Origin of the sequence: Paenibacillus dendritiformis (genome assembly GCF_021654795.1) — a bacterium.
In the GTDB taxonomy this organism is placed as follows: Bacteria; Bacillota; Bacilli; order Paenibacillales; family Paenibacillaceae; genus Paenibacillus_B.
The window spans coordinates 1276708-1291347 of the sequence record NZ_AP025344.1 but is presented as its reverse complement, the minus strand read 5'-3'; the positions used below and the strand labels follow the sequence as shown (position 1 = coordinate 1291347).

At 55.5% G+C, this 14640-nt stretch carries 12 protein-coding genes and 1 riboswitch; all 12 genes read right to left on the bottom strand.

All coding sequences use genetic code 11. The annotated features are described in order from the left end of the window. Window positions 1-11: 11 nt before the first annotated feature. Window positions 12-1250 (bottom strand): MFS transporter, encoded by a 1239-nt coding sequence (locus L6439_RS05670; protein WP_168179806.1) that lies wholly within the window; start codon window positions 1248-1250, stop codon window positions 12-14. 64 nt (window positions 1251-1314) lie between these two features. Then, the gene (gene allC / locus L6439_RS05665) at window positions 1315-2547 is read right to left on the bottom strand and encodes an allantoate deiminase (protein WP_213468819.1); all 1233 of its coding nucleotides are present in this window, start codon (window positions 2545-2547) and stop codon (window positions 1315-1317) included. Between the two features lie 1084 nt (window positions 2548-3631). Next, entirely contained in the window at window positions 3632-5323 is a 1692-nt protein-coding gene (locus L6439_RS05660) for a PucR family transcriptional regulator (RefSeq protein WP_168179869.1), read from the bottom strand. A gap of 208 nt (window positions 5324-5531) precedes the next feature. Further along, window positions 5532-6677 carry a glycerate kinase gene (locus tag L6439_RS05655; protein WP_213468818.1) on the bottom strand — a complete coding sequence of 382 codons (1146 nt, stop codon included), beginning with the start codon at window positions 6675-6677 and terminating at the stop codon, window positions 5532-5534. A gap of 65 nt (window positions 6678-6742) precedes the next feature. Next, window positions 6743-8011: a GntP family permease gene (locus L6439_RS05650; protein ID WP_168179809.1), complete on the bottom strand. Its 1269-nt coding sequence runs from the start codon at window positions 8009-8011 to the stop codon at window positions 6743-6745. 143 nt (window positions 8012-8154) lie between these two features. Next, window positions 8155-9321 carry a sugar diacid recognition domain-containing protein gene (locus L6439_RS05645; RefSeq protein ID WP_168179810.1) on the bottom strand — a complete coding sequence of 389 codons (1167 nt, stop codon included), beginning with the start codon at window positions 9319-9321 and terminating at the stop codon, window positions 8155-8157. A 192-nt stretch (window positions 9322-9513) separates the two neighbouring features. Further along, window positions 9514-10299 (bottom strand): SDR family oxidoreductase, encoded by a 786-nt coding sequence (locus tag L6439_RS05640; protein WP_168179870.1) that lies wholly within the window; start codon window positions 10297-10299, stop codon window positions 9514-9516. A gap of 89 nt (window positions 10300-10388) precedes the next feature. Continuing rightward, window positions 10389-10730 carry a VOC family protein gene (locus tag L6439_RS05635; RefSeq protein WP_168179811.1) on the bottom strand — a complete coding sequence of 114 codons (342 nt, stop codon included), beginning with the start codon at window positions 10728-10730 and terminating at the stop codon, window positions 10389-10391. 190 nt (window positions 10731-10920) lie between these two features. Beyond that, window positions 10921-11769, bottom strand: coding sequence for a MetQ/NlpA family ABC transporter substrate-binding protein (locus L6439_RS05630; protein ID WP_213468817.1), 849 nt, complete (start codon window positions 11767-11769; stop codon window positions 10921-10923). Window positions 11770-11895: 126 nt separating this feature from the next. Next, window positions 11896-12564 (bottom strand): methionine ABC transporter permease, encoded by a 669-nt coding sequence (locus tag L6439_RS05625; RefSeq protein WP_168179813.1) that lies wholly within the window; start codon window positions 12562-12564, stop codon window positions 11896-11898. Beyond that, window positions 12564-13589 (bottom strand): methionine ABC transporter ATP-binding protein, encoded by a 1026-nt coding sequence (locus L6439_RS05620; protein ID WP_213468816.1) that lies wholly within the window; start codon window positions 13587-13589, stop codon window positions 12564-12566. The genes L6439_RS05625 and L6439_RS05620 overlap by 1 nt, the downstream gene beginning before the upstream one ends. A 127-nt stretch (window positions 13590-13716) precedes the next feature. Continuing rightward, window positions 13717-13867, bottom strand: a riboswitch (SAM riboswitch). Between the two features lie 71 nt (window positions 13868-13938). Then, complete coding sequence (locus L6439_RS05615) at window positions 13939-14640, bottom strand: Cthe_2314 family HEPN domain-containing protein (protein ID WP_168179815.1); 702 nt, start codon at window positions 14638-14640, stop codon at window positions 13939-13941.

Below are 14640 nucleotides of genomic sequence, written 5' to 3'. Positions count from 1 at the left end.
CCTTCTCCGAATTAAGATGTCTGTGGCGTCTTCTTCATATTAGCCATCAGCATCACGGCCGACCCGACCACGATAATGATCGTCGCCAGATAGAACCCTAATACTTTACTGCCCGTCGCGTCGGAAATCAGACCGGTAACGAACGGAGCTACGACCGAGGACATCATGCCGAAAAAGTTGAAAATTCCGAACGTGGATCCAACCCCTTGCTTCGGCGCGATATCCGCCACATACGAGATTAAGATTGGTTCTACGGCCAGCTTGCCGAGGAAGCCGTACAAGATAAGGCAGACGATAAGCAAAGTGGTCGTCTGGACCGAGACGGTCAAGTACAGCATCACCGCAGCCAGCAGCTCCAAAATGATGATAAACGTAACCTTCTTATGCATGAACTTGTCCGACATCCGGCTGAAGAGCAAGGCGCCGGGCACCGCGCTGAACGCAACCAGAGCGGCCGCAAAGCCGATCGCGGTCCCTTGGAAGCCCCGCTCATCCTGCAAGTAGGAAGGGAGCCAGGTCACGATCATGTAATATCCGTAGCAAGTCGCAAAATAGAGCACATAGGAGGCGACCATCTTCGGATTGGCTAACAGCCGTTTAAAGGTCGCCTTGTCTTGGTTCTCGGCGCCCGAAGCCTCTGCAGCCGCTTTCGACTGCGGCGTGTTCTTCTTGATGTTTTTGGCGAACACCAGCATTAGGCTGAAGGCCAAACCTGCCGTAATAAAGAGCAGCACCCGCCAATTCCAACCGGCATCCTTCACCAGGAAGCTCGAGCCAATAAGACCGATGGCCATCCCGATGGCGGAACCGCTGTTAATGATCGCCGTAGAGATGCCCCGCTTCTCCTTCGGTATCGTCTCCGATGAGATGGAATAGGCGGGACCGTAATAAGTGCCTTGCCCCAGCCCGGTAATGAAGCTCGCGATCAGGATGAACATAAGTGAGGTCGAGAACCCGACAAGAACGGCCCCCAAGGTGAACAAAATAAATCCCGGAATGATGATCGTCTTCCGTCCGAACCTGTCCGCCAGCAATCCCGACGGAATCTGCATCATCGTATAGGCGAAGAAAAATACACTGAAGATGAGGCCCATGCTCGCATCTGACGTTACATTTAAATCTTGTTGAATTTCGGGAAGAATCGGATTCAAGATGGTGCGGTAGATCCAAATGACCGTCCATCCGAGACAAAGCATGACGATGACTTTTTTCCAATATTCCCACTTGCCCTGTTGGCTGACGTCCCTCATTACTCTCACTCTCCTCAGCGCAGATCGAATTGTGCCTGCCTGCTTGTCCTGTCTTCAATGCGTATCATGCTTGATACGCCAACTCATGCAGCGCGTAGGTCAAAGCGCGAACCCCGTCTGCCAGATGCTCCGGACTCGTATACTCTGCCGGATTGTGGCTGATTCCGTTGCGGCTTGGAACGAACAGCATGGCCGTAGGCACAAATTTCGCCATAATCTGAGAATCGTGACCCGCTCCGCTATGCATCAGCTTGAACGGAATGTTATGCGACCGGCACTGCCGCTCCAGTACATCGAGAATCCGCTGATCCATCGGAACCGGATCCTCGTCCATCCACATATCTATCTTCAATTCCACGCCGATAGCTGTGGCGGTGCGCTTTATTAGCTCCGTCACTTCATCGGTGAACCGGATCAGCTCGGCTTTGTCCGTATGGCGGATATCGAGCGTGAACAGCGCCTTGCCTGGCACGACATTCACCACATTGGGCTTGACCTCGATCTTGCCGACCGTCGTCACGAGCGGATCGCCATGCTCTTGGGCCAGATCCAGAATCTGCTGAATCATCCGGCCGGCCGCGTGAACCGCATCTTTGCGGTAACCCATCGGCGTCGTACCGGCATGGTTCGCCTCTCCCGCAATCTCGACGGTGAAGCGCCGCTGGCCGACGATGCTGTGAACGACGCCGACGGACAGGCCTTCGCGTTCCAGGACGCTGCCCTGTTCAATATGCAGCTCGACAAACGCTTGAATATCGGTCCGCGGCTTGACCGGTTCCTGGCGGAAACCGAAGCCCGCTTCCTCCATCGCTTCCGTGAAGCGCACGCCTTTGAAGTCGGCAATGTCCTGCACATCTTCCTTTTTGGCGATACCCACGACATTTTTGCTTCCCCAGAACGTATATGGGAAGCGGCTGCCCTCTTCTTCCGCGAACGAGACCACTTCCAACGTGCGCAGCGGCTGTCCGTACTTTTCCTTCAACGTCTTCATCGCCAACAACGCGGCGAGAATGCCATATTGCCCGTCATACTTGCCGCCGTTCAGCACCGTATCCACATGAGATCCGCTCATAATCGTTTCATCCGGGTACTGGCTTCCTTCCAACCTCCCGAACAAATTGCCGACCTCGTCGTAGTACGTGGTGAAGCCTTCTGCTTGCATATACTGCTCCAATGCTTTTTGCGCAGCCGTCCACGCTTCGGAATAAAGCAGGCGCGAGACGCCACCCGCCGGATCTTCACCGAACTGGCTCAGCCATTCGACAAGACGAACCGTTTCCGTTTGGATATTATCCATGACCATATCTGTCCTTTCTGTAAGATGTGCGCATTATCCAAGCGGGATAAACGGCGTGCCGCTTATCCGTGGCGCAACCTTAGCTGTTCAAACCGCCCACTGATCAACTTGAAATCCCTGCAGGTGTGACCTTTTGAACTCGCATAAATAAGGTCGAATTTTGCTTGCACCTTGATTGTAAACGCTTCAAAAACGAATAACATCGAAGCATGTCGATAAAAAACACCCCTCACTTTTATCCACTTCGGATAAAGGCAACAAAAAAGCAGCTTTCCTGCAGGTGGAAAGCCGCCAATCGGATATAAAATTCACAAGTAAATCACCGTTCCCCCGTATTTTGTAATATAACTATGAGATTCCCATTTGATCAGATTTGCCTTCGTTTTCGACTCTTTGCATCACTCTCCCATCAAGTCAGGTCCGCTCTCCGCTTCCGCTCTTTGCACCAATCTCCCTTTGAGTCAGGGTCGACCTCTGTTTCGGCTTTTTGCATCACTCTCCCATTGAGTCAGGTTCGACCATGATGTTTTGGGTGCCGCTGAGCAATCAATAGCCTGACTATCTATGCTCCAAGCAAGGATAAATGAACCATTTTACCCAAGTCATACGCGGATGACCTGGCTCTAAGTGCTGGGGATCCTGCATATAAAGGCAGCACGCAGCTTCATCCTGAAGCCTTAGGAGACTGCCAATAAGGAACGGCATAACATCTTCGCCTTTCTGACCCGATGGGAGATTGGTCGTAAGAGCCATACACATATACTTTTTTCTGACCGACGGGGAGTGTGCCAAGAAGAAACTGCGCACATTTTCGCCTTCCTGACTCGATGGGAGATTGATCGGAAAAGCCATACACATATACTCTTTCCTGACCGACGGGGAGTCTGCCATTAAGGAACTGCGCACATCTTCGCCTTCCTGAATCGATGGGAGATTGGTCGTAAAAGCCTTGACGCAGCGGGAGGTTGTTCATAAGCGGTCTACCCTCAATGTATTTTGAGAGACGCCAAAAACTCCGCTTGCCGGGAGCTCCTTGCTCTCCGAAAGCGGAGTATGAGATGGAAGGCGGGGAAATGCCCAGTGCTTATACACCCACAAGCTCTGGATGCGATGCGACCGGATGGTCGTTGAGCAGGACGAGAATTTTCAACCCGACTTGAACCGACAGCATCTCATCCGGGTCATCCATATCCATGCCGGTAATCTCCTTGATCCGTTCTATCCGGTATGTCACGGTCTTATAATGGACGTACAGCTCCTCGGCTGTTTTGGCGGCATTTTGATGATGTTCCAAAAACGTCTGCAGCGTTTTGATTAAATCATCCCGGTTCGGCTGTTTGTAGACGAGCAATTTTTTTAATGAAAGCGGAATGAACTTCGCCAGCTCTTCCGCATCTTCGATTTGGCAGAGCAGGCGGTATATACCCAAATCCGCAAAAGCGGAAATCGCGGAAATGCCATTTATCAATGTCCCCAGCTGTAATGCATCTTGGGCTTCCTTATAACTGCGCGGCAGTTCGGAAATCGAGTGCGCGGCGTTCCCGATCCCAACCTGCAAATCGATGCTCTGAATCCGTTTGCAAAATGTGTGCTGGATGTTCCTCGCTGCCGCCTTGATCATGCGCAAGGAGGCCGTTTTATCCGCAGGAGGAGTATCGATTCCCCACAGTACAACGAGCTGATCGTTACGGATCCGGATGGTGCCTTCCGGCAGCTGCCGCTGAATCATATCATACAGCAAGCGCTGATACGGATGATGAAGGCTGTACAGATCCAGTTCCTTCTCATCATACCCATCCCTAGCCTGAAGACGGAACAACACGACAACATAGGTCTTGTTCAAATCCCAGCCAATCAAGTTGGCCCGCTGGTACACACTCTGCAGCGATTCGATCTTGGCGTTCAGCAAATCATCGATTAAGTCGTCTTTGAACTTCATCTCCACTTCGGCTACGGCATATTGCTTGACGAGATCGAGCGACAAAGAGGTTGCTGCGTTTTCAATTGCAATGAAATCAAGCGCTTCCACGGATTTGCGCGTCTCATGGATAACGAGATGTATCTTGATATGATTTACGGTCTCTACCGGAACAACAAGATGCTCGCACGTCCGGTTCCCCCATTCGGGGTAGAGCACGCGCTGCCGGTAACACGCAAATTCCGTATCGATGCGGGCGCCATCCACTTCCTCGTGATCCAGGACCTCAAACTGCACGAGATCCGGGTCGGTCGCCGATATAGGGTAAAAGTTCCTGTCATATAAGGTAACCGGGTTGCCAATCAGTTTTTTCAAGGACATGATAATATTTTCCGCGCCTTTATTGGCCAGGGTAAGCGCGATAAATCGGTCATGGACTTCTTTAAAATACTTGAGCTTAACGACTTGATTGTTAAAAAGCAGCTCCATCACCGGATACATAATTTCACGATAAGGAACTTGCTTCGGAATCTGAATGATAGGCAGATGAAGCGCCTCTGATGCTTCGATGATACCGGATGGAATATCATGAACGAATCGTCCCGTTTTGATAACGAGAGCGCTTACTTTTTTATCGGACAGCTGCGCCATGAAGATCTGCTGCTCGCTATAATTGAATGATTGCAGCGGGTACAGACTGGTTAACAGCAATTCTCCTCCGTTAATCCACTCGGCGATATCCGGCGCTTCAATGATTGTCACTCCGCGAACAAGGTTGTTCAGACCTTGCTTGCCGCTGACGACGAACGCTTGCTTCAATGTGTCGATCTGTAACAAATCCTTGACCCTGAATTCTATGGTGTCCGCCTCCTCTCGGTATAGAGGTAGATTCGTCGTGCAAAGAAAGGCCAATATCGTATTTCCTTGCTTCTACATTAACAGTATATCATGTAAGCATGAGATTCTTCATTTATCGACATGAGCAAGATGAATATTTTGTGACCGTGACGACATGTAAAGAGGCGGTCCCTTCCTGCAAGGAAGTGTCCGCCCCTTATCATTCGCCTTATTTTGTGAGATTGCCCCCGCATTGCAGCGCCTTCGCAATGTTGCGCGCCGTGCGCTCCATATTGGCTGCGGCTTCTCGCATCGCCTCGTCCAAGCTGCATACGCCGGGCACAATCGTGAATACCATATCGATGCCGTGCTCATGCACCACTTCATACCCGTCCGCCAGCGACCCCGCGATGCCGATAACCGGCACGCCATAGCGCTTGGCCGTGTTGGCCACGCCCATTGGCGTCTTGCCGTAAATCGTCTGGCTGTCGATGCGGCCTTCTCCCGTAATGACGAGATCCGCATCCTTCATATGGGAAGCGAGCCCGGTCGCTTCAATGACGATATCGACGCCCCGCTTCAGCTCGGCGTCCAAAAAGGCAAGCACCCCCGCGCCGAGCCCGCCGGCAGCGCCGGCGCCGGGAATTCCGGCCACGTCGCGGCCCAAGCAGTCCTTAATCTTCGCCGCATAGTGGGCGAGATTGCTGTCGAGCTCCCGCACCATGTCCGGCCCGGCGCCTTTCTGCGGGCCGAACACGGCCGATGCCCCCCGCTCGCCGGTCAGCGGGTTATCCACATCGCACGCGGCCACGAAGGCCACTCCCTTCAGCCGCGGATCGGCTCCGCTCACGTCGATGCGGGCAATGCGATGCAGTTGTCCGCCGCCATGGCCGATGTCCGTGCCGTCAGCGTCAAGCAGCCGCACGCCGAGCGCCTGCGCCATTCCCGCGCCGCCGTCGTTCGTGGCGCTGCCGCCCAGGCCGAGAATAATCGTGGTGACGCCTTCGTCCAGGGCCGACTGAATCAGCTCGCCGGTGCCGCGCGTCGTCGTCGCGAGCGGATTGCGCTGCGCCGGCGGCACAAGCGCAAGTCCCGAGGCGGCCGCCATCTCGATGACCGCCGTCTTCCCGTCGCCGAGCAAGCCGTAGAACGCGGTCACGGGCGCGCCGAGCGGCCCTGTCACCTCGCGTTCGATTACACGCCCTCCCGTCGCATCGACCAAGGACTGGACCGTGCCTTCTCCGCCATCGGCCATCGGCACATGTACGATTTCCGCCTCAGGGTGGACATGGCGCCATCCTTTCTCTATCGCATGACATGCCTCCAGAGCGGACAAGCTCTCTTTAAATGAATCCGGAGCAATGACAACCTTCATTTCTCTCCACTCCCTCTCCTTCAAGCCTTAACCAACGGCCGCTGCCCTCCCGGTTCAATCCCGGGTTACAGGAACCAGCCGAATACGCCGAACACCAATGTCGAGACGATGGCCAGGATAAGGCCGATCACCGTCTCATACGGAATGAGACGCAACCGCTCCTTCATCGCCATGTTAACGCTTCCGCCCGTCGCGTGGAAGAAGCTGCCGTGAGGCATATGGTCGAGGACGGTCGCACCGGCATGAATCATGGCCGCAGCGCCCAGGGAAGCGACGCCAAGCTCCATAATCGTCGAGCCGAACACCGAGCTCGCGACCGCCGTGCCTGCGGTCGTCGAGGCGGTGGCCAAGGACATGAACGCGCCGCTTATCGGGGCCAGCAGGTAAGCCGGCAGGCCGGAAGAGGCCAGGCTGTTGATGATGACATCTTTCAATTGCGAGTTCGATATAATGCCCGCCAACGTTCCCGTGCCGAGCAGCATAACGGCTACGCCCGTCATTTTGCCGAGGCCCGATATCGCATACTGATTGATATGCTTGATGCGTCCCATGCACAGGGCGCCAACGAGGCCGCCGGCCGGCAGTGCGATTATCGGGTCGATGACGATGCCGGCCAGCGGGCGCAGCGCCAGCAGCACAATCGCCGTCAGCGGCGCCATCATCGCCGCCAGGAAGCTTGGCAGCTGCTGCTCGCCGTTGTCAACGCTCTCTTCGGCGGCAATCATCGTCCCCTTCTTGGTCAGCCGCTTCGCGATGATATAGGTGACAACAAGCCCGAACAAAGCCGGTATGATGCCCGCCATCATCATCGATGTCAGCGGAATGTTGAATGCCTCCGCCGCCGAGATGGCGTTCGGGTTCGGCGACATAATGTTGCCGGCCTTGCCGCCGCCGATCATGGCAAGCAGGATCGCCATGCGGGACAAGCCGGCGCGCTGCGCAATCGCGAGCGCAATCGGCGCTACCGTGATGACCGCGACGTCGATGAAGACGCCGACCGCGGTCAGCACCATCGTCGCGAACGCCAGCGCGAACAATGCGCGCGTCTCGCCGACCTTGCGAACCAGCGTCTCCGCGATCGTCTTGGCTCCGCCAGACTCAATCAGGACGCCGGCCAGCACACCGGCCGCCAGGATGCGCAGCACGGCCGGTATCATGCCCTTGGCGCCATCCATCATCAGATTCACGGAATCGGCCAGCCCGATCCCGCCCACAATCCCGCCGGCGAGCGCGCCAATCATCATGCCGTACGCCGGAGGAACTTTACGCAATATTAACACAATGGCTACGACCAATGCCGTCAAAGCGCCGAGCACAGTTACAGATACGTCCATAGTGTACTCCCCCTAAGGTGTTATATCAAATCCTTGTACGATTAGTGTACCTGTAATGTGAAAGCGCTTCATCATGCATCGAAATGAAATACAGCGCTTTCCTCAGCATGTTTTTTGTTCAAATGCACAATAGGCCGGCCCGCTCACACGCCGCTCTCGTTCTCCTTGTCCCCCAGAGCGCTTAACCAACGGGCCGTCATCAGCGTATATAAATCGCGAAAATGCTTCGGGTCCTTGCCGGTCGCTTCATGGATACGCTGCAGGCGGTAACGGAGCGTATTGCGGTGAATCGCCAATCGCTCCGCGATGCGCTGCTGCTCGCCGTTCTCCTCATAATACGCCTGCAGCGTCTGCTGCAGCTCACCGCTCTTATCCTCCTGCGCGAACCGCCGCCATAGCCGCCGCAGCTCCTCCCCTATCCATGATGGCTTGACATTGGCCGCGGCTGTCTCATTCGGCATGTCTTCGCTGTAATATACCGTCTGCTCCGGGAAAATCGCCTGGCCCGCCCGCATCGTATCCTGCGCGGAGCGGTAGGACGCGATTAAGCCGCCGATGCCGGAATACGCCTTGCCGACGGCGATGCGGAGCGGCGCAATCTGCTTCTCCTCCAGCAGCCTGCGGATGCGGCCGATGCCTTCGCATATATCGGCCCCGGGCTCCCGCGGATGCAGATGCGGCTTGAACAGCACGATCTGGCGCGTATTCCGGATGGCGATCAGATCGATGGCGGGCCGCCCCTCCAACAGCTCCACCACCCGCTTGAGCGTAGGCAGCGCATCCGCGCTCTCTGCTCCGGTCAGCTCCATAATGCATGCGACCCGCGCCCGGTCCGGATTGAAGCCGATCCGTTCCGCCTGGAGCCGCAGCATGTCGTTATCCTTGCCGTCCGCGTGAATGACGGACAGCAGGAAATCCTCCTTCATCCGCTTGTCCCATTGGGCTTTTTCCAGCAGATCGGCTTGCTCCAGATACATTTCCGCCGTCATTTTCACCAGCTCGCCGTACTTGGTCACCTCGTTCGGATCGCCGGTAATGCCGATGACGCCCACGACTTCGCCCTGGAATTGAATCGCCAGATTCGTTCCGGGCAGCACCCCTTGCAGCTTGCGCGCGCTCTCCTCGTCTATCTCGAAGCGCCCCTTCCGCTCAATCGCGATAAGCGCCCCTTCATGCTTCTGGTATAAGCGCGAACGGTCTCCGGACCCGATAATCCGCCCTCGTTCGTCCATGACGTTCACGTTATAGTGAATGACTTGCATCGTCCGCGTCACGATTTCCTGCGCCAATTCTTTGGTCAGTCTGCTCATCTTGTCTACCACCTGTTCTTCTCACGCGATATGAAAAAACGCCCTCCATCCGGCTGAAAAGCGCGGCGCACCGCGCTCTTGTCAGGACAGGGGCATTAAGCTCCAGCATAACGCAATATTCATCCTTACTAGAGGTTGTTCAAAAAAGAAACTTTTAAAACCCGCCTTCCCGAGGGAATCCGCTCCTCCGGCTTACGAAAGGTTGCCGATATTGGCCCGTATCGGGTCGAGCCCGCCGGACACATTCATGATGTTGCCAGTGAAGAAATCCGAGCGGTCCTCGCATAAAAAGCGAATGACCCGAGTCACATCCTCGCCAGTGCCCGGACGGCCGCGAGGCGTCTCTTCATCCGGCACGCCCTGCACCTCGTCGATGCGCCGCTCCTTGTTGTCCCCGCGAATATCTCCGGGGCAGATCATGTTGACCGTTATGCCATAGGGAGCCTCCTCCACCGCCAGCGTCTTCGTAAAAGAGACGAGTCCGACCTTGGCTGCGGCGTATACGGCGCGGTGCGGCCACGAACGCGCTTCTCCCGCATGGCCGAATCCGTAATGGATGATTCGTCCCCACCCGCGCCGGCGCATGGAGGGAAGCAGCATATGATCGAGCAGCATGACCCCGGTCAGGTTGCCGTTCAGCAGGAACAGAATTTCCTCTTCGGTATAGTCAGCGAACAGGCGGCGTTCCCGGACGAAGGGTCCGGCATTGTTGACGACGATGTCCGCCATGCCTATTCGTTCATTCATCGTATGGACGAGCCGCTTGATATCTTCCGGCTTCGAGATATCGGCTTGCACGAGCAAGCAGCGGACTCCTATGGAAGCAATCTGGCGTTGGAGCTCGGTTGCCTCGCGTTCGCTATGCATATAATTGAGGACAATATCATGTCCGGCTTCGGCCAAGGCGAGCGCGGACATCTTCCCCAGCCCCTTGGCACTGCCCGTAATCAGCGCAATCCTGCGCTCCTGTTCCAACATCATCTCCTCCTCCCGGCTTCCGCATCGTTCCTCTTCAGTATATGCGATTTGCCAGGGCAGAACAACTTGAGGAGGGACAGCACACTTCCTTAGAAGGAGCATACCTCCAGGGCGTTGCCGCAATGATCTTGAAATAAAAACCACTTCACGCCTTCTCCTTCCTCCACCGCCGATACCTCGACTCCTGCAGCCCGCAAGTGCCGATGAGCGGCTTCCGCATCCTTCACATAGAAATTGAATGCGGCATCCGACGCCGGAATGAACGATGAAGCTTCCGTCTTCATCAACGTGAGGGGCGTCTCGCCCAACGCCAGGACGGCGATATGATCATTATCCCATTTCAGCGCAAGCCCGAGCACCTCCATGTACCATGTCTTGGCCGCCTCCAGATCAGGCACCCGGACAAATACCGTATCGATTCGTTCGAACATGACCTCTTCCCCCTACCAATCGTATTGAGTTCCTAACACGGTTTCGGCAGCCAACGCCAATTTCCTTTCGGTTTTTTTAAAATGTTTCCTAAAATTCACCACCCAACTTACGAACGCATGAAAAAGCCCCCTTGCAGGGCAAATATGCTGCCGTGCAAGGGGGCCATTCGAAGACCGAAGATAACGCTTCTTAGAATGCCGGAACGATGGAGCCTTCGTATTTCTCGCCGATGAACTGCTTTACGTCATCCGATTGCAGCGCAGCCAGCAGCTTCTGGATCGCATCGCTGTCTTTGTTGTCGCTTCGCGCCGTCAAGATGTTCGCATACGGGGACTCCTTATCCTCGATGAAGAGGGCATCCTTCGTCGGATTGAGTCCGGCTTCCAGCGCATAGTTCGTGTTGACGAGCGCCAGGTTGACTTCATCCAGCGTACGCGGAAGCATTGCCGCCTCAAGCTCTTTGAACTTCAGATTTTTCGGATTTTCGGCAATATCCTTCACGCCGGCGTTCAGGCCAGCGCCTTCTTTCAGCTTGATCAGGCCTTGCTTCTCCAACAGAAGGAGCGAGCGGCCGCCGTTGGTCGGATCGTTCGGGATCGCCACCGTGTCGCCGTCCTTCAATTCATCAATCGATTTGATCGATTTGGAATACCCGCCGAACGGCTCGACATGGACATTCCCCACGCTTACGAGATCATAGCCCTTTTCCGTAACTTCGTTGTCCATGTATGGCTTGTGCTGGAAGAAGTTCGCATCGAGCTGCTTCTCATGGACCTGCACGTTCGGCTGCACATAGTCCGTGAACTCTTTCACCTCGAGCTCAATGCCTTGCTCCTTCAGCTTCGGTGCGATATGCTTCAAAATCTCGGCATGCGGCACCGGCGATGCGCCGACTACCAGCTTCACCGTCTCCTTGCCGCCCCCTGCGCCCGCCTCGTTCGCCGAGCCTGTATCCGTTCCTGTCGACGATTTGCTGCCGCATGCCGCGAGCAAGCCGATCAGCGCAATCAACGTCAATACATACGTCCATTTTTTCATGTCTCTCTTCTCCTCCCGAATTCCCCATTTTGAAAATGCGCTTTTTACATGTATATATGGAAGCCCGATACCGGGCGAATTCCAGTCGTGATCCGCAGCCGGAACCTTGTCCGCCGTCGGCGGCCGCTACTTCCGGGTGAATCTGCGGACGAACGCGTCGCCAATCCATTGCAGGATTTGGACGAGCAGCACCATAATAAAAATCGAAATGATCATGACTTCAAATTCATAGCGGTGATACCCGTATCGAATCGCCAAGTCCCCGAGACCGCCGCCGCCGACCATGCCTGACATGGCCGTATAGGTGACGAGCGTCACCGCCGTAATCGTCGTGCCGGCGATCAAGCCCGGCATCGCCTCCGGCAGCAGCACCTTGCGCACGATCTGCCAAGTGGAGGCGCCCATCGCCTGCGCGGCTTCGATGACGCCGCGGTCCACCTCGCGCAGCGAGGTCTCCACCAGGCGGGCGAAGAAAGGCGCAGCCGCGATAACGAGCGGCGGAATCGTGCCTTCGACCCCGATCGAGGTGCCGACGATCATCCGAGTAACTGGAATGAGTGCAATCATCAAGATAACGAATGGCGCGGAACGCAAAATATTAACGATAAAAGAGACCCCGAAATATACGGTTCTTCCGGCCGTTCCTTTTGATTTTCCCGTCAAATAAAGCAGCACGCCGAGCGGAAGCCCGATTACGATCGTGAACAGCACGGAGAACAGCATCATCGCCAGCGTGTCGCTTGTCGCCGTACCGAGCTCATCCCAGTTGATTTTGGAGAAATCGAGATCCTTCATTACGCGATCACCTCCACTTCAAGTCCTCTATCCTTCAGCGCGGAGAGCGAACGCTCGACATCCGGCAGGCCGCCGTCCAGACGAACGACCAATTGTCCGTATGGTATATCCTTCATGCGCGATATCGTGCCCTGCAGTATCGTGAAGCGGACACCCGCTTCGGTGAGGACGGTTTGCAGCACGGGCTCATAAGTGACATCGCCCAAGTAATTGATCTTGACGACGCGCGAATGGTCGCCTGCCTGCCCCTGGAAGGCCATCCACGGCTGCAGGTCGGCGTCATGGCGCTCCTCCATAATGAACTCCCTCGTCACCGGATGCTGCGGCTTCAGGAAGACGTCGACCACCTTGCCCTGCTCCGCAATCTGGCCGGCATGAATGACGGCGACCCGATCGCATATCGCTTGAATGACATGCATCTCATGGGTGATGAGCACGATCGTGATGCCGAAGCGGCGGTTAATATCGAGCAGCAGCTCCAGAATCGATTGCGTCGTCTGCGGATCGAGCGCGGAGGTCGCTTCGTCGCAGAGCAGCACCTTCGGATCGTTGGCCAGCGCGCGCGCAATGCCGACTCTCTGCTTCTGTCCCCCGGACAGCTGCGCCGGATATTTATTGCGGTGCTCCTCCAGTCCGACGAGACGGATTAATTCATCCGCCTTCGCCTTCACTTGGGCGGCAGGCGTGTTCTGCAGCCGCAGCGGGAAAGCGATATTGTCGAACACGGTCGCCGAGGACAGCAGATTAAAATGCTGAAAAATCATGCCGATCTTGCTGCGCTGCTCCTGCAGCTCCCGCTTCGACAGCTTCATCATGTCCACCTGATCCACGAACACCTTCCCGGAGGTCGGGCGCTCCAGCAGGTTGATGCTGCGCAGCAGCGTGCTCTTGCCGGCCCCGGAGTGGCCGATAATGCCGAAAATTTCCCCTTGCTCTATCGTCAAACTGACATCATTCAATGCGAGAGGTCCGGACAGCTTCCCTTTGGCTTCATATTGTTTGCTGATATGCTCCAGACGAATCAATGATAGTTTTCCCCTTCCTAATTAGCGGTGACCCGTATCTCTGTATATTCACGCCAAAAGCCCCCTCTTGGCAGATGCCAAAAGGGGGCTGTCTCATACTTCTTCATTCCAGATGGGTTAGCGCCCTTTCTTATCTGCCAGAACTTATCCGTTCTGAAGGAATTAGCACCATTGACATCCTGCAATCTTGCGGCAGCGGTAAGCTGCGAGCAAATACGGGTTGCAGGATCGGTTGCCGGGCTTCACAGGGCCTGTCCCTCCGCCACTCTTGATAAGAAATCGTTATGAAATTATTCAAAGTATATGATATTACTCGGGTATTGTCAATTGACTTTTTTTACCTTACGTTTCATTTTTCCAGGGTAACGATCGCGCGGAACGAAGCGGTAAGCGCGCCGCACACCATCTGCATGCCTTCTTCCACATCGTTCATGTTCGCCTGGATATCCTCCAGCCGCAGCTTGCTGTTCAAGCTCCGGTGCCGCTGCCACAGATCGTCCTGCATCTCCGCATTCATATAATGAATCTCGGTATTGCGGCGCTTGCGCAAGCGCTGCATCGCTTCTCCATGAAGCTGCTTCAGACCGGACAGCTTGTCGGTAAGACGCGGATGCCTGCCTGTCAAGTGCAGGCGGCGGAGCACCGTGAAGTAAGAGAAAAACGGCTTCATTTCCTCCGTCTCCAGCCGCAGCACCTCATTCAAAAGCGTCCCCAGCTTGTCCAGGATCGAGAAGATGCGGATGAATGCATTTTTATAAAAGTAAACGTGACGGTAATAATCATCCAGCTCATTATCATTCATATCATCCTGGTACTTCTTCGTCACCCGCTCCGCATACTTGCCGGAGGCATAGATGCTCTCCTCCAGCTCATCGAGCGACGTGCGAAGCCCGACCGTCCAGATTTCGATTTTGCGCCAGTAGTGACCCGGATCCCCGCCGTTGTCCATCTGCTTCCTTACATGCGACAGATAGCGGTCTATCGCCTCCATCGCTTCCTTCAACGCGCCTTCGTCCCTGCGGGGCTCTTCCCCGAACAGGCTTCGCAGCAT